The organism is Pseudonocardia yunnanensis (genome assembly GCF_039534065.1).
Taxonomy (GTDB): Bacteria; Actinomycetota; Actinomycetes; order Mycobacteriales; family Pseudonocardiaceae; genus Pseudonocardia; species Pseudonocardia yunnanensis.
The window spans coordinates 328167-349909 of sequence record NZ_BAAAUS010000024.1; the positions used below are offsets into that span (position 1 = coordinate 328167).

The following is a 21743-nucleotide window of genomic DNA, read 5'->3' on the forward strand; positions in this document are numbered from 1 at the left end:
CCCGCGGCTCAGGCCGCCTGCCCGACCCGCAGCCCGTCGCGCTCCAGCAGGTGCTCGTAGATCCCCTCGAATCGGTTCAGCGTGGCGGCGATGGCGTGCTCGGCCACGATCTCCCGGCTGGCCGCCCCCATCCGGCGCCGCTGTGCGGGGTCGGCGAGCAGCGCTGCGAGGCGCGTGGTGAGCTCCGGGACGTCGCCGGGCGTGTAGAGCCAGCCGTTGCGGCCCGGGCGGACCAGGTGCGGCAGTGCCATCGCGTCGGCCGCGATCACCGGAAGGCCTGCCGCCATCGACTCCAGAGTGACGAGGCTCTGCAGCTCGGCCACTCCCGGCATGCAGAACACTGCGGCGCGGGCGTAGGCGTCGAGCAGGTCCTCCTCGGAGACGAAGCCGCGGAACCGCACCCGCCCGGCGATGCCGAGACCCTGGACCAGCGCCGTCCACTCCTCGCGACGCGCACCGTCGCCGACGATCTCGAGCTGCGCCGGCAGTTCCACGGGCAGGGCGGCGAACGCCTTGATCAGCTCGTCGACCCGCTTCTCCTGGTCCAGCCGGCCGACGAACAGCACGGTGGGCACGGCGCCGGGGATGCGCTCGACGGAGCGGTAGCGCTCGGCGTCGATCCCGCAGGACACCGGGATCGCGTCGACGAGGCCGGCGTGGCGCACGAGCAGCTCCACCGCACGCGGCGTGGGCGCCGTGACCACGTGGGCCCGGCCGAAGACGTTGCCGAGGTCCTTCCACGCCATCGTGGTGAACGCCCGACGCAGACCTCGCGGGATCGGCGAGTAGGCGACGAGGTTCTCGGGCATGAGGTGGTTGGTCGCCACCAGCGGGCGTCCGCTGCGGTGTGCCGCCTTCACGACGCCGCGGCCGACCACCATGTGTGCCTGGGTGTGGACGACGTCCGGGTTGATCTCGTCCATGAGTTCCGCGGTGTCCGGTCCGGCTTCCCAGGGCATGCAGACCTGGAACCCGGCGTGCATGAAGTACCGGTGGGAGCGGACCCCGTGGACGGTCACACCATCGCGCGTGTCGCGCGTGCGGGAGCCCGTGGGTGACGGGGCGACCACGTGAACGTCGTGGCCACGCCCGGCCAGGCCGGTGGCGAGCCGCTCGGCGAAGCGCGCCGCGCCGTTCACGTCGGGCGGATAGGTCTCGGCGCCGATCAGGATCCGCATCGGTTTCTCGGGCGGAGGCATCACGGGTCGTCCTCTCGGGTGTGTACAGCTGTGCGGGTGAAGCCGGTGCTGGGGATCACCGGTCGTGGGGGGACTGCGCCGACCGCGCGTAGGCGGCCGGAGTCTGGGAGCGCTCGGGCGAGGGTGGGACGGAGCCGGCGCGGGCGGCGCGGGCCGCCACGGCGTCGGGGTGGTGGCGGGCAAGTGCGACGACACCGGCGGTGGCGATGACGGCGGCGGTGACGAGCAGCAGCCAGGTCTCGGCGGGCGTTGCGGAACCCTCACCGAGCAGGACCGCTCCGAGGAGCACGGCCACGATCGGGTCGACCACCGTGAGGCACGCGATGACCACTTCGGGCGGCCCTGAGGCGAAGGCCTGCTGTACGAGCCAGCCGCCCACCAGCACGGACGCCCCGACTCCGGCGACGGCGGCGACGACGGGCGGATCCAGCACCCCGACGTGGCCGGACGCGACCGACTGGGACACGGCCCGTACCAGCGCCGAGACCAGGCCGAACGCCACGGCCCCCGCCATCGCGCAGGCCACGCACCGCACCCAGCCGGAGCGGGCCAGGCCGACCCCGGCCAGCACCAGGACGATCAGGGCGACGACGAGGCTCGCGATGAGGGTGGACTGGTCGGGCGGGGGTGAGCTGACCGCGGTGCTCGCGGCCGTGGCGACGAACACGCCCACGCCGCCGATGCTGAGCAGCACTCCGACGAACACTCCGCCGGCCGGCACGCGGCCCCGCTGCACGGCGGTGAGGAGCACGGCGATCGGGACGGCCAGGACGCCGATCGGCTGGACGACCGACAGCGGAGCCAGCACCAGCGCTCCGGCATGTAGCGCGGACCCGGCCGCGGCAACGCCCAGGCCCAGCAGCCAGCCCGGCCGCCTGGTCACCGCGAGCAGTCCGCGCAACGACAGCGCCCCGCTGCCCGCATCGCTGTCACCGGGCGGACCGGACTCCCGGGAGACCGCGTGGTGCTGCAGGACGGCAGCACACGCGAAGCAGACGGCACCGAGCACGGCAAGCGCGATCGCGATGCCGGTGAGGATGTCGATCACGCCGCACCCCTGAGCTCGACGCCGGATGGAAGGGCCGCCGGGCCCGGAGCATGCTCGACCGCCAGCCGGGTCGCCCGGGCGGTAACCACAAGTACCAGCATCACTACCGCGTAGAGAACACGTTGTACCCCTCCGAGCAGGGGAAATCCGGGTGAAGTGCCGATAACGATCGGTAGCAGGCTGAGCAGGAAGAGGGCGCAGAGTACCGCGGCCACGCCTGCGCACCAGGCCACGGCGGGCGCGGCGGCCTTCCATGCCGGCGCCGAACGCGCCCGGCGGGCCACCATCCAGCCGGCCACCGGCACCATCACGAGCACCCAGCCGCCTGCCGCGCGGTGCACGGTGGAGACCAGCCCCGCGGTGGTACGGGGATCGTGGGTGGGGAAGACCCCGACGAGCACCAGCGCCACGGCCACGCTCACCAGCAGCCCGGCAGGTGGTCCGGCATCGGGCAGGGCGCCCCGGCGCAGGCCGCGCGAGAGAACGAAACTCGCCGTGGCCAGGGCGATCCCGGCCAGCCCGAGCAGTGTGTAACCGCCCGGGAGGAAGACGTAGTCGCTGATGAGGCGGGTGAGCGGGTCGAGCGTCCCACTCCCCATGACGTGCAGAAGTGCGAGCGACAGGAGCGCGACCGCTACGCCCCCCGCAACAACCGTCTCACCCGCCCACATGCTCTTGCGGGGTTCCCGCCCGGCCCCCCCGATCCTGGTCACGCGCTCACCGTGCCAGCCCTACGCTGAGACGAACATCAGGATGTCCACCGAGTTCGCCCTGGGGTATTCCCCCATTCGCCGGTTCGGGGGAATCCGTTCAGGCCGGCGGGACGGGCCCGTCGTCGGGGGGCGGGTCCACGCGCTCCGTCTGCTCGGGCAGCAACGGTGCGAGCGCAAGCTCGCGGATCGTGGCGTCGGGAGGGGCCGCCTCGACGGCGCGCACGCCGGACCGCGCGGCCACCGCTTGCAGCCCGGCACGATCGGACCGGACCACCAGCGCGAGCACGCAGCGGCACCCCGGGTCGGCGAGGGCCGCCGCCTCGGCCGCGGCCACGTCGCGCGGGCGGCCTGCGAGCCGGCCGGCGTCCGCGGTGGCCTGCATCTGCGCCCGTTGTCGCGCGGTGTCCAGTGCGGTCGCCTGCGCCACCCCCGGCTCGAGCGGTTCGAAGCGCAGCGCGGTCTGCACCCTGGTCAACGGCACTCGCAGGACGGCCTCGGCGATCTCGGAACCACCGACGGCCGCGAGCGCCTCGGGCGCCGTGAGCTCGTCGCCGAACTGCACCAGCGCGAGCGTCTGGACCCCCGGCGGCGGCAGCTGCGCGGGGAGCTTGGCGAGGTAGGCGCTGACGTCGTCGCCCGGATCCGGGCCCAGCCGGACCGAGCCGACGTCCGGGGGCGGCGCGTCGGACGGTGTGAACCGCGTGGCGCCGTACCAGGCGAGCAGCGCGGCCACGACGACGCAGGCCGCGAGCACGGCGAGGCGACGGCGCGCCGTCATCACCGGCATCAGTCGGCGAGCAGGTCCAGCGCTCTGGCCAGGTCCGCCGGGTAGGGGCTCGTGAACTCCACCCACCGTCCGTCTGCTGGGTGCTCGAAGCCGAGCGAGCGGGCGTGGAGCCACTGCCGTTCCAGGCCGAGGCGCCTGGCCAGTGTGGGATCGGCGCCGTAGGCGAGGTCGCCGACGCACGGGTGGCGCAGTGCCGACAGGTGCACCCGGATCTGGTGGGTGCGCCCCGTCTCGAGCCGGATGTCCAGCAGCGATGCGGCGCGGAACGCCTCGATCGTGTCGTAGTGGGTGACGCTGGGCTTGCCGCCCGCCACCACCGCGAAGCGGTAGTCGTGCTTCGGGTGCCGGTCGATGGGGGCGTCGATCGTGCCGCTGGACGGGTCGGGATGGCCCTGGACGACGGCGTGGTAGCGCTTGTCGACCGTGCGCTCCTTGAACGCCCGCTTCAGCACCGTGTAGGCGTGCTCCGACGTGGCCACCACCATCACACCGGTGGTGCCGACGTCGAGCCGGTGGACGATGCCCTGCCGCTCGGCCGCACCGGAGGTGGACACGCGGTATCCGAGCGCGGCCAGGCCGCCGATGACGGTGGGCCCGGTCCAGCCAGGGCTCGGGTGGGCGGCCACGCCGACCGGCTTGTCGACGACGATGATGTCGTCGTCGGCATGTAGCACGGTGAGCCCGGCGACCACCTCTTGCGGCCCGGCGATCGTGGCGGGCGCCTCGGGCTCGGGCAGCTCCACCTCGAGCCACGACCCTGCGATCAGGCGGTCGGACTTGCCGGCGGCACGGCCGTCCACGGCCACGCGACCGCCCTCCGCGAGAGTGGCCGCCACGGTGCGGGACAGGCCGAGGAGCCGCGAGAGCCCGGCGTCGACGCGCATGCCGTCGAGACCGTCGGGAACGGGGAGCTGGCGGGTGTCAGGCACTGTCGGCCCCTTCCTCGGCGCCGCCGCGTGCGGAGGTGCGCCTGCCGTCGAGCTCCCGGCCGAGCAGGGCCAGCAGCACGAGCAACACGCCGCCCGTGACGATCGAGGAGTCGGCCATGTTGAACACCGGCCACACCCGGCCGTCCGGGGCGAAGAGCGACACGATGTCCACGACGTGGCCCTGCAGCGGGCCGGGAGCGCGGAAGATGCGGTCGGTCAGGTTGCCCAGCGCACCGCCGAGCACGAGACCCAACGCAATCGCCCAGCCGACGGAGCGCAGCCGACGGGCCACCCGGATGATCACGACGACCACGGCGATGGCCACGATCGTCAGCACCCACGTGTAGCCGGTGGCCAGGGAGAACGCTGCGCCCGGGTTGCGCACGAGCTGCAGGTAGACGAGACCGCCCAACAGCTCGAGCGGGTCACGGTTCTCGAGCTGTGCGACAGCCACCGTCTTCGTGATGATGTCGGCGGCGAGCACAAGCACCGCGATCACGGCGAGCAACACGACCTTCGGGCCGGCAGCCGTGACGGTCGTACTCGGGGTCGACGGTTCGCTCGCACGCTCGCTCACACGTCCCATCATCCCCTACGGCGCTCGCGCTCCCTCCCGCTGTGCCAGCGTGCGAGCCTGCCCCGCTGGTCGACTGCCCGGATGCGCTCCTCCGCTGCCCGCCGGGCCTGCGCCGTGGTCACGACGAGCAGCTGGTCCCGCTCGCGCAGGCGCGTCTCGGCGGTGGGGGTGAAGGCCTCCTCGTCGCGCACCACCAGGCTGACGGTGGCGCCGCGTGGCAGCCGCAGCTCGCCGACGTACACCCCACGCAGCTGGGAGCCGACCGGCACGCGCACCTGCAGCAGGTCGGCGCTCAGCTCGTCGAGCGGAGCGGCGTCGACGGAGAGCTCATGCGGTTCCGCGGGGCGTGCCACACCGAGGAACCGGGCCACCCACGGCAGAGTCGGGCCCTGCACCAACGTGAGCACGACGACGAGCATGAACACGACGTCGACCAACGCCGGCGCGCTCGGTGCGCCCTCGACCAGCGCGATCAGTGCGAGCACGATCGGCACGGCCCCGCGCAGGCCCGCCCACGACAGGAACGCCTGCTCCCGCCACGGCACACGGAACGGCAAGGCCGACGCCACCACCGAGAGCGGGCGCGCCGCGAGGAGCAGCACGAGGCCCACGATGAGGGCCGGCACCACCGCGTGGAGCAGCCGGGGCGGTGAGGCGTAGAGCCCGAGCAGTACGAACAGCCCGATCTGCGCGAGCGAGCCGAGCCCTTCGGCGAAGGACCGCACGCCGCCGCGGTGCGGCAGGTCGGCGTTGCCCAGCACGAGTGCGGCGACGTAGGTGGCCAGGAGACCCGAGGCGTGCGCGAGCTGGCCTGCGGAGTAGGCGAGTACGCACACGGCGATCGCGGCCAACGGGTAGAGGCCGGTGGCCGGCAGTGCGGCCCGCCGCAGCGCCCACGCGCCACCGAAGCCCAGTAGCGCGCCGATCACCGCCCCCGCGATGAGCTCGTAGACGACGAGCAGCGGCGTCACCCAGGTGAACGACTCACCCGAGGCCAGCAGGATGACCGCGATCACGACCGGCGCGTCGTTCATGCCGGACTCCAGCTCCAGCGCTCCGGCGAGATGTGGTCTCACCCTGACGCCACGGAGAACGCTGAAGACGGCCGCGGCATCGGTGGAGGACAGCACCGCACCCCACAGGAACGCCTCTCGCCAGCCGAGATCGAGCAGCAGGTGCAGCGCCACCCCGACCACGCCGATGCTGACCACCACCGCCACCGTGGACAGCACGATCCCCACGCCGAGGGCGGGCCGCACCGTCTCCCAGCGGGTGGTCAGCCCGCCCTCGGTGAGGATGAACACGAGCGCCCCGAGCCCGAGCGACTCGGTGAGCGGGGCGTTGGAGAACTGGATACCGAGCACGGACTCGCCGAGCAGGATGCCGATGGCGAGATAGATGAGCAACGAGGGCAGCCCCAGCCGCACGGAAGCACGGACGGCCAGCACGCCGAGCAGCACCACGGCGGCCACGACGCCGAGCACCACCTCAAGGCTCGCCATCCCCACCTCCGCCCGCACACGGTATCGACGCAGGTTATGGGCTCACGTGGGCAGGATTCGGCGGGACATCGAACGGGGGATTTCCCCACCCCCGTACGGGCACAAGCTGGATGGCGTCCGTACCAGGCAAATCCCTAACCTGCCTCCATGGTCACGATCTCGTCCACGGTGAGCGCGGCACGGCCCGATCCGCTGCGCGCACTGATGGCGCCGTCCACCTGGCTCGGTGCCGCGCACCTGCTCCTCGACGGCGTGGCCGGCATGGCCTACGCGTTCGTGCTGCTCACCGGTCTCTTCTTCACCGTCCTGCTGCTCCCGTTCGCGCTGCTCGGGCTGCCGGTGTGGATCGTGACGGCATGGGTCAGCGTCGGGCTGGCGCGGATCGAGCGCGCGCGGCTGCGCCTGCTGCTCGGCGTGCGGATCCACCCGCAGCCGATGCCACCAGGCGACCGCAACCCGCTGCGCTACGGCGGCACCCTGTGGCGCGACCCCGGCGTGCGACGCCGGGGCGTGTACCAGCTGGTGGCGCTGCCGCTCGGCCTCCTGACGTCCGGAATCGTGTACGTCCTGCTCTCCGGGGCCGTGGCCCTGCTCATGATGCCGCTGCTCCCCCTCGTGATGCCGTCGGAAGGCACCGTCCTGTTCGGCGTCCCGTTCACCGGCACCGGGAGCGGACGCGCGATGCTCGCAGGCCTGGGGCTCGTGCTCCTGCTCTTCGCCCCCGCCGTGGTGCGCGGGCTCACCGCACTCGACGTCTCGGTCGCACGCGCCCTGCTCGGCCCCGTGCCCGGCGCGCTCGCCCGCCGTGTGGACGAGCTGGAGCGCAGCCGCGCCCGGGTCGTCGACGCCGGGGAGGCTGAGCGCAGACGCCTCGAACGCGACCTGCACGACGGCACGCAGCAGCAGCTCGTCGCGCTCGGAATGACGCTGGGCCGGGCCAAGGCGCGGTACAAGCAGGACCCCGGGAGCATCGGCGAACTGCTCGACGACGCCCACCAACAGGCCAAGGACGCGGTCACCGATCTGCGCGGGCTCATCCGCGGACTGCACCCACCGGTGCTCACCGATCGCGGGCTCGACGCTGCGCTGTCCGCCGTGGCGGCGCGCTGCCCCGTCCCGGTCGAGCTCACCGTCGCGCTCGACGAGCGCCCGAACGCCACCGTGGAGGCGATCGGCTACTTCGTGGTGGCCGAAGGGCTCACCAACATCGCGCGCCACTCCCGGGCGGCCCACGCGTCGGTGTCGGTGCGCCGCGAGGGCTCGGGTTCGGTGTGGATCACGATCAGCGACGACGGGGTCGGTGGCGCCGACCCGGACCGGGGCACCGGACTTCGCGGTCTCGCCGACCGCGTGTCCGGCGTGGACGGCCGGCTGCGCGTCGACTCCCCCGTCGGCGGTCCGACCGTCCTCACCGTCGAGCTTCCGTGCGCCGGGCTCGCCCGATGACGGGGACCCCGATGACGGCAGCACTGCCCGGCCCGCGCGTCACCGTCGCCGAGGACTCGGTTCTCCTGCGGGAAGGGCTCTGCCGGCTGCTGGCCGAGGCCGGGTTCACCGTTGTCGGCGCGGTCGGCGACGGCGAGGAGCTGCTGCGCGCGGTGGCCGCCGACCCGCCCGACGTGGTCGTGGCCGACGTGCGCATGCCCCCCACCCACTCCGACGAGGGGCTGCGCGCGGCGCTGGTGATCCGCGCGCGCTGGCCGTCGGTGGCGGTGCTCGTGCTCTCCCAGTACGTGGAGGAGCGCTACGCCACCGAGCTGCTGGCCGGTGACACACGCGGCGTCGGCTACCTGCTCAAGGACCGCGTCGCCGACGTCGAGAGCTTCGTCGAGGCGCTGCACCGGGTGCGCGCGGGTGGCACCGCCCTCGACCCCGAGGTCGTCTCGCAGATCTTCGCGCGATCCCGCCGGGCCCAGCCGCTCGCCGGCCTGACCCCGAGGGAACGCCAGGTGCTGACGTTGATGGCAGAGGGGCGCTCGAACAACGGGATCGCGGAAGCCCTCGTCGTCAGCGAGGGAGCCGTGGAGAAGCACATCAGCGGGATCTTCGGAAAGTTCGAGCTCCCCGCGGCACCGACCGACCACCGGCGGGTCCTCGCCGTGCTCAAGTATCTGGAGGACTGACGGTGACCACCACGGAACCCGCCCCGGAGCCCACGAGGGAGCGCCCCACCGAGCCCGCCCGCCGGCCCCACCCCGGCGTCGTCGTCGCGGCCGTGCTGTTCGTCGTCGTCGTGATCGGCAGCGGCGCCCTCCAGCTGCTCTCCCAGGCAGCGAACGGGCGGTACGAGCGGACGAGCACACTCGTCCCGAACTCCGAGCGGTTCACCGTCGCCGGCGACTCCGGAAGCGTCCGCCTCTCCCCCAGCGCCGACGGCAACGTGCACGTACGCACCACCGTCAGCTACGGGCTCGGTGAGCCCGAGCTGATCGAGGAGGCCACCCCCGCGGGCGTGCGGCTCGACGCCACGTGCAGCGGGGTGCTCGCCACGCACTGCGAGGTCGACTACGTCGTGGAGGTGCCACCGTCGTTCGCGGTGTTCCTCGAGGGCACGTCCGGCGACGTCACGATCAGCGGCCTCACCGGTCCGGTCACGGTGGACCGGAGCACCGGTGACATCGCCCTCTTCGACCTGGCAGGCCCGCTCGACGTCACCACCCGCACGGGGGTGATCAGCGGAAACGGCCTGCGGAGCGACGTGGTGCGGGCCGAGACGCGCTCCGGCGACATCCAGCTCGGGCTGCTCGAGCCCCCTCGCACGCTGACCGTGGACACCGGCACCGGCGAGGTCGACGTCGCGGTGCCGGCCACCGGCTACCGGGTGGACGCACGGTCGGACACCGGCGAGGCGACCGTCCTGGTGCCCACGGATCCCGCCGCACCCGGCACCATCGTGGTCGGGAGCGGCTCCGGCGACGTCCGCGTCCGCCCCTCGCTCTGAGTCCCCGGCGCTCAGTGCACGGTCCAGGACAGCGTGGCCGCCAGCATCGAGCGCTCCAAGGTGGCGAGCGCGGCGTCGACCTCCGGGACCCTGTCCTCGGACAGGCACAGGCGGCGGGTCACCCAGGCCGCGTCTCGCCGGTCGGTCGCGCGCTCCCACCGCCGCACCGTGGGCTCGATCCCGAGCTCGCGCAGCACCGCCACCGCATCGTCCGTGGTGGCCGAGGGCGGGCGCTCCAGACCGTGGAACCGCACCCAGAGCGGATCGAGCCAGGCCATCGGGTGCTGCGCCATCATCTCCACGACGACACCCCGGTGGGCGGCCGCCGTGAGGGCCTGCACGAACGGCGGGAGGTCCACGACGTTGTGCAGCACGTGGTGGGACACGACCACGTCGGCCGAGCCGGCCTCGGGGGCCACATCGGGCCAGCGGCCCAGCACCGTGCGGTGGGGGACATCACGGGCTTCGGCGCCCGCACTGAACGCGTCAAGCATGTCCTGCTGCTGGTCGACGCCGGTGACCTGGCTGACAAGCCCCACCAGCGCAAACGAGGCGGCGCCTCCGCCGCAGCCGACATCGAGCAGCGTGCCGCCCTCCGCGAGGAGCTCCAGTGCAGCCCGGCGAGACGGCGTGTCCACCGGCTCCGACGGAGCGATGAAGAGGTCGACGTCGTGGCGGAACGGGTTGCTCGGGGCCTTGGCGAGAATCTCCGGCGGGATGCCCCGGCCCTGCTGACGCTCTGCCCACAAGGTCGCCGCATTGCCCATGGATCCGAGTATGCGCTGCTACCGATCTGGTGCCGCGCACACGCGGATCCGGCTCGCCGCGCCGGGCTCGTGAGCTGGCCGACGAGCATCGCCACGCGCTGTTCCTGAGCGTGGGCCGGGCTCGGCATCGCCAAATTCTATCACTGCTAGATCTTCGAGCAACGCTTGTGTTAGCGTCGATCTCGGTCCTAGCGCCGCTAGATTCTCACCGAAGGAGCACCACAATGTTCGCGACCTACATCGGCGCTGCCCTCGCCGGTCTCACCGGCGTCGGCATCATCGCCGTCGGAGCGCGCTACCTCCTGGCCCCGCAGGCGAGCGCGGCGGGCTTCGGCCTACCCGACTGGCCCCACGGGGACGCCGGCGCGTGGCTCAACCTGAAGGGCATCCGCGACATCGTGTCGGGGCTCGTGATCCTCATCCCGCTCGCACTCGGACAGTTCCACGTGCTCGGCTGGCTGCTCCTGGCCGCGTCGATCACCCCGTTCGGTGACGCACTCGTGGTCATCAGGAACAAGGGGAGCAAGATCCTCGGATACGCGATGCACGGTGGCACCGCGGTGGCCGTCGCGATCGCCGGCCTTCTTCTTCTGCTCGGGAGCTGAGCATGTCCCTGATCGTCCCCCGCTTCGACGACTCCGTGGTCGTCCGCTCCGGCGAGGCCGAGGTGGTCGGGCGCGCCCCCACCGCGGTCCGCCTGCTGGCAGACAGCAGCGCCACAGGAGGCGCGCTCTCCACAATTCAGGTCGCCCTCACCGAGGGCGCGGACGGCGCCCGGCCCCATCGGCACAACGCGTCCGCCGAGCTCTTCTACGTTCTGGACGGCACCGCGCAGCTGTTGTCGGACGAGCAGGTCGTCACCGCCGAGCGAGGTGACCTGGTGATCGTGCCGCCCGGCCTGACGCACGCCTTCGCGGCCGCGCCGGGCGAGAACGCCGAGATCCTCGTGGTCATCACACCGGGCGTCGAGCGGTTCGAGTACTTCCGTCACCTCGAACGCATCGCCTACGGCAAGGTGCCACCGGAGAGCCTCCTGGACGTGCAGGAGCTCTACGACACCTGGTTCACGAGCAGCGCAGCGTGGGAGGCCGCCCGCGCCACGACGTGAGGCCGGTGGCCGGTCCGGTCAGCTCAACAGCGCGGTGTGCCGGACCGCCAGCACGGCCTCGTCCCCGTCGAGATCCACCACCTTGTCCCGGCCGCGGGCACCGGACACAAGGGTGACCTCGCTCCGGCGGAGCCCGAACGCCTCGGCGAGCGCGGCCAGGACGGCCGTGTTCGCGGCACCCTCCACCGCCCTGGCTCGCACGGTGACGAGCAGCGCGGATCCGCGTGGTCCGGCCCAGCACCCGCCGACCGAGTCGGTTCGGGCGCCGGGCCGGACCCGGACGGAGATCCTCACCCCTGGCGCGTGCCTCAGGCGGTGCGGCTGACGAGCACCCGCACCTGCACCGACGCGCCGTCCGGAGCGGCGACCGCTCCGGCCAAGGTCGGCTCGGTGACCTCGGCGTACGTCACGGACGACGCCAGCACCTCACCGGCCACGAACGACTCGTGGGCACGCACCGCGTCGAGCACGGACGCGGGACCGTCGAGGGTGAGCGCCACGCGGTCGGACACGTCGAGACCGGCGTCCCGGCGGGCCTGCTGCACCACGCGAACGACGTCGCGAGCGGTGCCCTCCGCCGCCAGCTCCGGCGTGACCGCTGTGTCCAGCACCACGAGCCCGGTGGAGCCGGGCAGCGCCGTGGTCTCGTCCGGGTCGGTCGCCACGAGCTTCTCGGTGAACTCGCCGGGCAGCAGCGTGATCCCCGCCGCCGTGACGGTGCCGTCGTCGTTCGCGGTCCACTCGCCGGCCTTGACGGCCCGGATCACCTTCTGGGTGTCACCACCCAGCCGGGGCCCACAAGCGCGGGCGTTCACCGCGATCTCGAACCGCCCGTGCCGTGCGACGTCCGTGGTGAGCACGACGTCCTTGACGTTCACCTCGTCGCGCAGGATGTCGGTGAACGGCTCCAGCGCTGCCACGTCCTCCGCCGCCACCGTGAGACGGGCGAGCGGCAGCCGAACGCGCAGCCCGCGGGCCTTGCGCAGCGACAACGCCGCCGACGCCACCTGCCGCACGCGGTCCATCGCAGCCACGAGCGCCGCATCGTGCGGGAGCTCGTCGGACGTGGGCCAGTCCGCCAGGTGCACCGACCGGCCGCCCGTGAGGCCCTGCCAGACCCTCTCCAGCATGAGCGGCAGCAGCGGCGCGGCCACTCGGGCCGTCACCTCCAGCACGGTGTGCAGGGTGTCGATCGCGTCGGCGTCGCCCGCCCAGAACCGCTCGCGGGAGCGGCGCACGTACCAGTTGGTGAGCGCCTCCGCGTGGTCACGGATGCGCTCGCACGCGCCCGCCACGTCGTAGGCGTCCATCGCCGCGGTGACCTCGTCGACCAGCGCCGCAGTACGCGCGAGAACGTAGCGGTCGAGCACGTGCGTCGAGTCGGTGCGGACCACGCCCTGGCGCCCCGCCGCCCCGGCATAGAGGGACAGGAAGTACCAGGTGTTCCACAGCGGCAGGATCGCCTGCCGGACACCCTCGCGGATCCCCTGCTCGGTGACGACGAGGTTGCCGCCGCGCAGGATCGGCGACGCCATGAGGAACCAGCGCATGGCGTCGGAGCCGTCGCGCTCGAAGACCTCGTTGACGTCCGGGTAGTTGCGCCGCGACTTCGACATCTTCTGCCCGTCGTCGCCCAGCACGATCCCGTGGGCCACGCACGAGCGGAACGAGGGCCGGTCGAACAGCGCCGTGGCCAGCACGTGCAGCGTGTAGAACCAGCCGCGGGTCTGCCCGTTGTACTCGACGATGAAGTCGCCCGGGTAGTGGTCCTCGAACCAGTCGCGGTTCTCGAACGGGTAGTGCACCTGGGCGAACGGCATCGAGCCCGACTCGAACCAGCAGTCGAGCACCTCCGGCACCCGGCGCATCGTGGAGCGTCCCGTGGGGTCGTCCGGGTTCGGCCTGGTCAGCTCGTCCACGTACGGGCGGTGCAGGTCGTTCGGGCGCACACCGAAGTCGCGCTCCAGCTCGTCGAGCGAGCCGTACACGTCGACGCGCGGGTACTGCGGGTCGTCCGACACCCACACCGGGATCGGCGAACCCCAGTAGCGGTTACGGGAGATCGACCAGTCGCGGGCGCCCTCCAGCCACTTGCCGAACTGCCCGTCGCGGACGTGCTCGGGCACCCAGGTGATCTCCTGGTTCAGCTCCACCATGCGGTCACGGAACGCCGTGACCTGCACGAACCACGAGTCGACCGCACGCTGGATCAGCGGGTTGCCGCAGCGCCAGCAGTGCGGGTACGGGTGGTCGTAGGTCTCGTGGCGCAGCAGCACGCCGTTCACGTACGGCGCTCCGTCGCGCAGGTCCCGGATGATCTTCGGGTTGGCGTCGAACACCTGCATGCCCGCGTACGGAGCCACCCGGGCGTCGAACTCGCCGCGGGAGTCCACCGGCACGACGGTCTCGATGCCCGCCGCGTCGGTGACGACCTTGTCCTCCTCACCGAAGGCGGGCGCGATGTGCACGAGCCCGGTGCCGTCCTCGGTGGTCACGTAGTCGGCGGAAAGGACCCGGTGCGCGTTCTCCCAGCCCTCGAAGAAGTCGAACGGCGGGACGTAGGACAGACCGACCAGCTCGCTGCCCGGCATCGTGCGCAGCACCTCGAGCTCACCGGCCTCGACCGAGCCGAGCTCGCGCGCATAGTGCGCCAGCCGTGCCGTGGCGAGGACATAGCGCTCGCCGGAGGCGGTGCGCACCAGCGCGTACTCGACGGCCGGATTGACCGCCATGGCCAGGTTGGACGGCAACGTCCACGGCGTGGTGGTCCAGACGAGCGCGAGCGCACCGTCCAGGTCGGCGCCGGGAGCACGCAGCCTCAGCCCGACCGTGACGGCCGGGTCCTGCCGGTCCTGATAGACGTCGTCCATCCTGGTTTCGGTGGCCGACAACGGTGTGCCGTCGTGCCAGCAGTACCAGAGCACGCGGAATCCGGAATAGATCAGACCCTTGTCCCAAAGGGTCTTGAACGCCCACATGACGCTTTCCATGTAATCCAGGTCGAGCGTCTTGTAGTCATTGTCGAAATCGACCCAGCGCGCCTGGCGGGTGACGTAGTCGCGCCACTCGTCGGTGAAGCGGAGAACGGAGGTACGGCAGGCCTCGTTGAAGGCCGCGATCCCCATTTCGTCGATCTCGGTCTTGTCCTTGATCCCGAGTTCACGCTCGGCCTCGACCTCGGCAGGCAGGCCATGGGTGTCCCAGCCGAACCGGCGCTCGACGTGCTTGCCGCGCATCGTCTGGTAACGCGGCACGACGTCCTTGACGTAGCCGGTGAGCAGGTGCCCGTAGTGGGGCAACCCGTTGGCGAACGGCGGGCCGTCATAGAAGACGAACTCGTTGCTGCCGTTCTCCCCCGCGGGCCGCGCCTCGACGGAGGCGACGAACGTACCGTCGGCCTCCCAGAAGTCCAGGACCTCGCGCTCCATGGCGGGGAAGGACGGATGCGCAGGAACGGCAGGGTAGCCGGACTTCTCTGCGGCGTCGGGGCTCATCGCTGGCTCTCGCTCCTCGTGCGTGGCTAGTGCTGCTGCCTGCACGGGGACGACTACCCTCACGGGCGCCGCGGTACCACCCCGCTTGCCGTCCAGATGGACGACCTCTCATCGGGCGGCTGTGACGGGCCGTTCCCGTCCGGGTCTACTGAGGTGACCCGGCCAGACGGCCGAGCACCTGTTCTTCCGGAGGCTCCCCGGTGATGGCCGGATCGGTGCCTGTACGACAAGCGTAGCGCCCGCCCGCCACCAGGTATTCCCGCGGGGGCTACCGCGTGGGGGCGGGGTGCCGGCTCGCCAGCGTGCGGTCCGGTGTGCACCAGCCGCACGGTGTGAAGCCGAGCTCGATCGCCTCCCTCGCAGGAAGCGGGATCAGTGCCTTGCCGACCAGCGACCGGCAGCCCTCCACGTGGTAGCGCGGCTGCTCGTCGACCACGACGACCTCGTCGTCGAGGGCAGCGACCAGAGCGGACGCCGCGACGTCCGGGGGTTCCTCCGGCGGCTCACCGTCGGCGTCAGCCGCAGGGAGCGTGGACTCGGCCGGGACCGCCTCGCCGGCAGTGGATTCGGGGGCGCCGGTTGCAGCGGGGTCGGCGGGGCCTGCCGCCTCGCCCTCGTCGGCGGTGGCCGACGCGGTGGACGCACCACTCGCGAGAGCCACGGTCGGACCGACGTCCACCGGGCCGCTCTCCGCGGGGGCGTCCGCGGCTGCTGCCTTCTCCGCCGGAGCGCTGTCGGCCCCGGTGCGGGCCGTGGCACCGGCGTCGGTCGCCGCGCCCGACGTGCCGCGCTCGGCGGGCGGCTGATCCGCGGGACCGTGCTCAGGGACCGCCGGCGCGGTGCTGGTGGCGGCCTGCTGTGCGTTCATGGCCATGGTGGATTCGAGAGCCGAGGTGTCGGTGGTCTTCGCCGCACCTGTAGCGGCGGCCCCGCTCGGCTTCTTGTCCTGAACCTCGCCCGTGCCCGCACTGTCCTTGTTGGCGCTGTCCTGCTCCGGCTGCCCCGCCGGAGCGGAGGAAGCGCCGGCGGCCGTGGTCTCGCGCACGGGTGCCTGGCCCGCGTCCTTCGCCGCGGAGGGCGGGGTCGCGGGAGATCCGCCGGCTCCTTGCGTGGGCTCGGACGTGGAGCCCGAACCGGCGTCGCCGCCGGCGTTGGAGTCGCTCGACGGCGGGGTGGAGGGCGGGCGATCCCCGCCGCTCTTGGTTACGCTGAGTGACGAATTACTGCTCGATGGGCTGATTCCGCCGGTAGCGCTGGACGGTCGCTCGCCAGAGCCGGACGGTTGCACGGCCGGCATGACCACCGTCTGAGTGCCGTCCATCAGCCGGTCGAACCGGTCGTCGGAGACGCCCTGAGCGGCGCCGTTGACGGCCGGACCCCCTGCTCCGGCATCCCCGGAGGCGGAAATGACCGGCAGAACCTCGGTGACCGGCTCGATGTCAGGCATGCCCGGCGCGGCGCCGTTGCCTCCCGCGGCCACGGCACCTGCCTTGACCGCGTTGCGGCGCTGTAACCAGTCGACCAGCAGGACTGCCGCCGCAGCGACACTGACCCCCACGGACACCCAGGCCCACAGCACGCTGCCGGACAGCAGCGCGACCACGAGTAGGCCGAAGGCGAGAAGGACCAGGATCAGGACCAGGAGCAGCACGATTCTCTCCGTGTGCGGCGGTGCGGCGTAGCCCGCCACACCGCCCGTGTAGGTCTCGGTCAGCTACCGGCGTCAGCCCGCTGGCCGTAGCCAGTGGACGCGTAGCCGCCGTTCGAGCTGGACCGGCTGTCGGACGGTGCCGCGGACCCACGCTCTCCCAGGTCCCTGAGCTGGGACTCCAGGTACGTCTTGAGCCGGGTGCGGTACTCACGCTCGAAGGTGCGCAGTTCGTCGATCTTCTTCTCGAGCACCGACTTGTCGCGGGTGATCGTGCCGATGATCTCCGCCTGCTTGCGCTCGGCGTCGCCGACCAGCGTGGCGGCCTTGTCGCGCGACTGGCGCTCCAAGGTCTCCGCCCTGGTACGGGCGTCGTTCAGCATCGTCTCGGCCCGCGAGCGGGCGTCGTTGACGAGACCGTCGGACTTGGTGCGGGCGTCCGACAGAAGCTGCTCGGACTTGGTGCGGGCGTCGCTGAGCATCGCGTCGGCCTCGGACTTGGCCTCGGCGGTGAGCCGCTCGGCCATCTCCTGGGCCATGCTCAGGACCTTGGCCACCTGCACGTGGTGGTCGCCCTGCTCGGCGGGGTCGACCAGCGACTGCGGGCCCAGACGCGGGGGCTCCATCTGGCGCATGGACGGTGGCTCGACCTGCCGCTGGATCTGCTGCGTCGGGGGCGACACAGGCGCCCCCAGCGGAGCCTGTGGACGCGAACGGGCGTCCTCCAGGTCGGCCTGTGCGTTGCCGAGGCGCTGTTCGAGCTGGGAAACCTGCTCGCGGAGATCCTCGTTCTCCTCGATCAGGCGGGCCAGCTCGGCCTCGACCAGGTCGAGGAACGCGTCGACCTCGTCCTCGTTGTACCCCCTCTTGCCAATGGGGGGTTTGCTGAACGCGACGTTGTGGACGTCGGCGGGCGTCAGCGGCATCGGATCACCTCATGCAGTCCTCGGCGGCGGCACCGTGTGTGACTGGGGCTCACAACGGCGTCGGCTGGGCAACGTTCATCAGTATGAACACGACCAACAGCAGAACCATAATCGACAAGTCCAGCCCCACGCCGCCGATTCGGACGACGGGGATCACTCTGCGCAACAACTTCACAGGCGGGTCGGTGGCTGTGAAGATCAGTTCCAGCGCCACTGCGCTCGGACCTCCCGGCACCCACTGCCGGGCGAAGCTCCGTACGAGCTCCGCCACGATGCGCCCGATGAGCAGCAACCAGAAGAAGAACAGCACGTAGTACACGAGGAACTGGATGGCGAGGGGCACGCCCTCAATCCTGGCGGAAGATGCCGCGTTCTGCGAGTCTGCGGGCGTCGTCGGCCGACACCTCGACGTCGGCGGGTGTGAGCAGGAAGACCCTGTTCGTGACCTTGTCGAAGCCGCCCCGTAGCGCGAAGACGAGGCCGGCGGCGAAGTCCACGAGCCGCTTGGCCTCGGCGGCGTCCAGCTCGGAGAGATTCATGATCACCGGCACCCCGTCGCGGTAGCGCTCGCCGATCGTGCGAGCCTCCTTGTAGCTACGCGGGTGCAAGGTGGTGATCCGGGCCAGCGCGGCGGCCCCACGGGCGGCACGGTCGCGCTGCTCGGGCACGGCGGGCGTGACAGGCACGGGCCGTGCGGGTTCGCGGTGCATGGCAGCCTCCGGATCGATCGCGAGCGCACCCCGGACCACGGGGCCCATGCTTGACGGGCTCCCAGGATGGCCTGGGGCGCTGCGGGCGGCGGACCGGTCCACGGCGACCGGACGTGGCGTACGCCGATCCCAGTCGCCGTCGTAGCGGTCGCGCTGAGGCTCGTCCTCGTAGGTGAAGCGGTCGTCCCACCGGTCGTCGGTGTACTCCCGCGACGACCGGTTGGAGCGCCGACCGTCGGCGAACCGGTCGTCGGCGTACCGGTCCTGGACCGGCTCGTCGGTGTACTCCCCCATCTCTTCGGCGGGCACCATGCCGAAATAGGCCTTGAGCCGGTACATCGCGCCCATTCGCGCTCCCATCATCGACGCCCCCGACGGTCGGCCCGCAGCACACACGGACCCGACGATCACTCCGAGGTTATCCGGCGTTCCCCCACAAGGGCTGTTCCGACACGCACCACGTCCGATCCATGCCGGATAGCCGCCTCCAGATCGCCGCTCATCCCCGCCGACAACGTCCTGGCCTGCGGAAATCGTTCACGCAGCCAGGTTGCAGCAGCAGCGACATCGGCAAATGCGACATCGGGATCCGCCCCGAGTGGGGCAACCGCCATGAGGCCGGCGAGCCGCAGTCCGGCGCAGGATGCGACACGTTCGGCGAGCTCTCCGAGGCCCTCACGGGGCACGCCACCCCGCTCCGGATCGCCGTCGACGCTGTACTGGAGGAGAACGGGCAGCGGATCCGCGCGCCCGCCGGTCTCCTGCTCGCGCCGCACGGCGGCGTCGAGGGCGTCGGCCAGGCGCAGCGAGTCCACCGACTCCACGCTCTGGGCCCAGCGCACGACGGATCTCGCCTTGTTCCGCTGCAGGCTCCCGACGAGGTGCCAGCCGGGCGAGCACCCGGGGCGGAGCGCGGCGACGGAGGCGACCTTCGTCTCCGCCTCCTGCACGCGGTTCTCGCCGAACTCCGTGAGGCCGAGGTCGAGCAGAGTCGCGACGTCGGCCGCCGGCACGGTCTTGGTGACGGCCAGGAGGGCCACCTCACCGGGCGCGCGCCCGGCGGCCACACACGCGGCGTCGATCCGCTTGCGAACGGCCTCCAGCCTCCCGGCCAGCTCTTGCCGTCTCTCGCTGTCCACCTCACACCCCATCCACACGACTATCGCATTGCTCCGGATCGGGAAGGAGCTGCCGGTGCCGGACGCGGCGCGTCCACGATGATGCTTCAGCGCGGGTGGAGCCAGATGACGGCGGCGTGCCGCCCGGTCGATGCGTCCCGCCGATGGCTGAACAGGTCGCGGTCCTCGAGCGTGCACCTCGGATCGCCGCCGACGCGTCCCACCCCGAGATCGATCAGCTGACGGTAGAGACCGGCGCGCAGGTCGAGACCCGCAGTGCCGCGGCGGGTGCGGCTCGCGCTGCCGGGCAGGCGCGCGTCCACCTCCGCCCGCATCTGCGCAGGGACCTCGTAGCAGGCCCCACAGATCGCCGGGCCGAGCAGCACCTCGAGGGCATCCGCACGCGCCCCCAGGGCCTCCATGGCCCTCACCGTGGCGGGCAGCACGCCCGCGGCGGCTCCGACCCGCCCGGCGTGGACGGCCCCGACGACGCCGGCCCCGGGGTCGGCGAGCAGCAGCGGCACGCAGTCGGCCGCCAGCACCGCGAGCCCGACGCCGGGCACGGCCGTGACGGCCGCGTCGGTGGCCGGGAGGTCGGGCGCGTCGGGGCCGGGCACCGCGTCCACGGTGGCGACCCGCGTGCCGTGCACCTGTTCGAGGAACACGACGGGAACGCCCAGCTCCGACGACAGCCTGTGCCGGTTGGCCCGGACGGCGGCCGGGTCGTCCCCCACTCCCGCGGATAGGTTGAACGTGGCGAAACGGCCGGTGGAGCGGCCACCGGCGCGCGTCGTGACCACGCGCCGGACGCGGGCCTGCGCCATGGTCACCGCTTCATGAACGGCGGAACGTCCACGTCGTCGTCGAAGTCCGCCGCCTCGACCGGCTGGGTGAAGGGCGGCGTCCGGTCCGGTGCGGAGGGACGGGAGCCGTCCGCAGGCTGGCCCGAGGGGTCGTATCCCGAGTCGCGACGCGGGGAGTCGGGCTGACGCGGAGCGGGCGGAGCGTAGGGCCCCGATGCAGGAGCGGGCGGCGGCAGCGTGCCGGACTGGTGTGCCGCGGCCGGGCTACCGGCCGACGGCCTGGTGCCGTTCGCGAAGCCGTTGCCGCTCTGCGGGTGCGGTGTGCCGTTGCCGGCCGCCGCGGGCTGGCTCGAGGACGAGTGCTCGGAGGAGTGCGTGCCTGCACCCGACCCGCCGGACTGCCGCTCCGGGGAACGGAACGCCGTGGGCTCCATCTTCTTGTGCGTCGGGCCTCCGGCCTCGAACCCGGCAGCGATGACCGTGACGCGCACCTCGTCGCCGAGGGAGTCGTCGATCACCGTGCCGAAGATGATGTTGGCCTCGGGGTGCGCGGCCTCCTGGACGAGCGATGCGGCCTCGTTGATCTCGAACAGGCCCAGGTCGGACCCACCTGCGATCGAGAGCAGCACGCCCTGGGCGCCGTCCATCGACGCCTCGAGCAGCGGCGAGTTGATGGCCTTGCCCGCGGCCTGCACCGCCCGGCCCTCGCCGCGCGAGGACCCGATGCCCATGAGGGCGCTACCGGCCCCGGACATGACGCTCTTCACGTCGGCGAAGTCGAGATTGATCAAGCCGGGGGTGGTGATCAGGTTCGTGATTCCCTGCACACCGGAGAGGAGCACCTCGTCGGCGGAGCGGAAGGCGTCCATCAGCGACACGCCCACGTCGCCGAGCTGCAGCAGCCTGTCGTTCGGGATGACGATCAGGGTGTCGCACTCGTTGCGCAGCGCCTGGATCCCGTCCTCGGCCTGCCCGGCGCGCCTGCGCCCCTCGAAGGTGAAGGGGCGCGTGACAACGCCGATGGTCAGCGCACCGAGCTTGCGGGCGATCGACGCGATGACCGGCGCGCCGCCGGTGCCCGTGCCGCCGCCCTCTCCCGCGGTGACGAAGACCATGTCGGCCCCCTTGAGGACCTCCTCGATCTCCTCGCGGTGGTCCTCGGCGGCCTTGCGGCCCACCTCCGGATTGGCACCGGCACCCAGCCCACGCGTGAGCTCCCGCCCGATGTCGAGCTTGACGTCGGCATCGGACATGAGCAGCGCCTGGGCGTCGGTGTTCACCGCTATGAACTCGACGCCCTTGAGGCCTACCTCGATCATGCGGTTGACGGCGTTCACGCCGCCGCCACCGATGCCGACGACCTTGATCACGGCCAGGTAGTTGTGCGGGGGCGTCATGGCGCACCTTCCAGTCCAGCTCGGGTCGGACCCAGGGGTCCGGGCCTTCGTGATCGAACGCTAGGTCGCGTCATGG

General features: G+C 72.0%; 22 protein-coding genes. 5 read left to right on the forward strand and 17 right to left on the reverse strand.

Annotated elements, in window-relative coordinates; translation table 11 throughout:
* Positions 1 to 8 precede the first annotated feature (8 nt).
* The 7 genes from ABD743_RS23185 to ABD743_RS23215 all read right to left on the reverse strand — a co-directional run bounded on the left by ABD743_RS23185 (position 9) and on the right by ABD743_RS23215 (position 6755).
* The gene (locus ABD743_RS23185; RefSeq protein ID WP_344724252.1) at positions 9 to 1199 is read right to left on the reverse strand and encodes a glycosyltransferase; all 1191 of its coding nucleotides are present in this window, start codon (positions 1197 to 1199) and stop codon (positions 9 to 11) included.
* Between the two features lie 55 nt (positions 1200 to 1254).
* On the reverse strand, positions 1255 to 2247 hold the full coding sequence (locus tag ABD743_RS23190; protein WP_344724253.1) for a DMT family protein: 993 nt from the start codon (positions 2245 to 2247) through the stop codon (positions 1255 to 1257).
* Positions 2244 to 2960 (reverse strand): DUF998 domain-containing protein, encoded by a 717-nt coding sequence (locus ABD743_RS23195; protein WP_344724254.1) that lies wholly within the window; start codon positions 2958 to 2960, stop codon positions 2244 to 2246. Before ABD743_RS23195 ends, ABD743_RS23190 begins: the two co-directional genes overlap by 4 nt.
* A 97-nt stretch (positions 2961 to 3057) precedes the next feature.
* The gene (locus ABD743_RS23200) at positions 3058 to 3738 is read right to left on the reverse strand and encodes a hypothetical protein (RefSeq protein WP_344724255.1); all 681 of its coding nucleotides are present in this window, start codon (positions 3736 to 3738) and stop codon (positions 3058 to 3060) included.
* Positions 3739 to 3746: 8 nt separating this feature from the next.
* A complete protein-coding gene (locus ABD743_RS23205) occupies positions 3747 to 4631 on the reverse strand; it encodes an RluA family pseudouridine synthase (protein WP_344724466.1) in 885 nt (294 codons plus the stop codon).
* 37 nt (positions 4632 to 4668) lie between these two features.
* Positions 4669 to 5253, reverse strand: coding sequence for a signal peptidase II (lspA, locus tag ABD743_RS23210; RefSeq protein WP_344724256.1), 585 nt, complete (start codon positions 5251 to 5253; stop codon positions 4669 to 4671).
* Between the two features lie 8 nt (positions 5254 to 5261).
* The gene (locus ABD743_RS23215) at positions 5262 to 6755 is read right to left on the reverse strand and encodes a potassium/proton antiporter (RefSeq protein WP_344724257.1); all 1494 of its coding nucleotides are present in this window, start codon (positions 6753 to 6755) and stop codon (positions 5262 to 5264) included.
* A gap of 147 nt (positions 6756 to 6902) precedes the next feature.
* On the opposite strand from ABD743_RS23215, the gene ABD743_RS23220 reads away from it, so the two are divergent.
* From ABD743_RS23220 to ABD743_RS23230, 3 genes are read left to right on the forward strand one after another with little or no spacing between them, the layout of a single operon-like run.
* The gene (locus tag ABD743_RS23220; RefSeq protein WP_344724258.1) at positions 6903 to 8201 is read left to right on the forward strand and encodes a sensor histidine kinase; all 1299 of its coding nucleotides are present in this window, start codon (positions 6903 to 6905) and stop codon (positions 8199 to 8201) included.
* Positions 8202 to 8212: 11 nt separating this feature from the next.
* Positions 8213 to 8878 carry a response regulator gene (locus ABD743_RS23225; RefSeq protein WP_344724259.1) on the forward strand — a complete coding sequence of 222 codons (666 nt, stop codon included), beginning with the start codon at positions 8213 to 8215 and terminating at the stop codon, positions 8876 to 8878.
* Positions 8879 to 8880: 2 nt separating this feature from the next.
* On the forward strand, positions 8881 to 9696 hold the full coding sequence (locus tag ABD743_RS23230; RefSeq protein ID WP_344724260.1) for a DUF4097 family beta strand repeat-containing protein: 816 nt from the start codon (positions 8881 to 8883) through the stop codon (positions 9694 to 9696).
* 11 nt (positions 9697 to 9707) lie between these two features.
* Here ABD743_RS23230 and ABD743_RS23235 read toward each other — a convergent pair whose 3' ends face one another.
* Complete coding sequence (locus ABD743_RS23235; RefSeq protein WP_344724261.1) at positions 9708 to 10463, reverse strand: class I SAM-dependent methyltransferase; 756 nt, start codon at positions 10461 to 10463, stop codon at positions 9708 to 9710.
* A gap of 224 nt (positions 10464 to 10687) precedes the next feature.
* Between ABD743_RS23235 and ABD743_RS23240 the strand changes: the two genes are divergently transcribed.
* Positions 10688 to 11068 carry a DUF4267 domain-containing protein gene (locus ABD743_RS23240; protein WP_344724262.1) on the forward strand — a complete coding sequence of 127 codons (381 nt, stop codon included), beginning with the start codon at positions 10688 to 10690 and terminating at the stop codon, positions 11066 to 11068.
* A 2-nt stretch (positions 11069 to 11070) separates the two neighbouring features.
* Complete coding sequence (locus ABD743_RS23245) at positions 11071 to 11571, forward strand: cupin domain-containing protein (RefSeq protein ID WP_344724263.1); 501 nt, start codon at positions 11071 to 11073, stop codon at positions 11569 to 11571.
* Between the two features lie 18 nt (positions 11572 to 11589).
* Here the strand turns inward: ABD743_RS23245 and ABD743_RS23250 are convergent, their stop codons facing one another.
* The 9 genes from ABD743_RS23250 to ftsZ all read right to left on the reverse strand — a co-directional run bounded on the left by ABD743_RS23250 (position 11590) and on the right by ftsZ (position 21667).
* A complete protein-coding gene (locus tag ABD743_RS23250) occupies positions 11590 to 11865 on the reverse strand; it encodes a DUF167 domain-containing protein (protein WP_344724264.1) in 276 nt (91 codons plus the stop codon).
* Between the two features lie 14 nt (positions 11866 to 11879).
* On the reverse strand, positions 11880 to 15065 hold the full coding sequence (gene ileS / locus ABD743_RS23255) for an isoleucine--tRNA ligase (RefSeq protein ID WP_344724265.1): 3186 nt from the start codon (positions 15063 to 15065) through the stop codon (positions 11880 to 11882).
* Positions 15066 to 15333: 268 nt separating this feature from the next.
* Positions 15334 to 16716: a hypothetical protein gene (locus tag ABD743_RS23260; protein WP_344724266.1), complete on the reverse strand. Its 1383-nt coding sequence runs from the start codon at positions 16714 to 16716 to the stop codon at positions 15334 to 15336.
* A 59-nt stretch (positions 16717 to 16775) separates the two neighbouring features.
* On the reverse strand, positions 16776 to 17639 hold the full coding sequence (gene wag31 / locus ABD743_RS23265; RefSeq protein ID WP_344724267.1) for a DivIVA-like cell division protein Wag31: 864 nt from the start codon (positions 17637 to 17639) through the stop codon (positions 16776 to 16778).
* A 49-nt stretch (positions 17640 to 17688) separates the two neighbouring features.
* Positions 17689 to 17982, reverse strand: coding sequence for a YggT family protein (locus ABD743_RS23270; protein WP_344724268.1), 294 nt, complete (start codon positions 17980 to 17982; stop codon positions 17689 to 17691).
* 4 nt (positions 17983 to 17986) lie between these two features.
* On the reverse strand, positions 17987 to 18697 hold the full coding sequence (locus ABD743_RS23275) for a cell division protein SepF (protein WP_344724269.1): 711 nt from the start codon (positions 18695 to 18697) through the stop codon (positions 17987 to 17989).
* A gap of 59 nt (positions 18698 to 18756) precedes the next feature.
* The gene (locus tag ABD743_RS23280; RefSeq protein ID WP_344724270.1) at positions 18757 to 19488 is read right to left on the reverse strand and encodes a YggS family pyridoxal phosphate-dependent enzyme; all 732 of its coding nucleotides are present in this window, start codon (positions 19486 to 19488) and stop codon (positions 18757 to 18759) included.
* Positions 19489 to 19574: 86 nt separating this feature from the next.
* Positions 19575 to 20291, reverse strand: coding sequence for a peptidoglycan editing factor PgeF (pgeF, locus tag ABD743_RS23285; protein WP_344724467.1), 717 nt, complete (start codon positions 20289 to 20291; stop codon positions 19575 to 19577).
* Positions 20292 to 20293: 2 nt separating this feature from the next.
* Positions 20294 to 21667 carry a cell division protein FtsZ gene (ftsZ, locus tag ABD743_RS23290; protein ID WP_344724271.1) on the reverse strand — a complete coding sequence of 458 codons (1374 nt, stop codon included), beginning with the start codon at positions 21665 to 21667 and terminating at the stop codon, positions 20294 to 20296.
* Between the last annotated feature and the right edge of the window lie 76 nt (positions 21668 to 21743).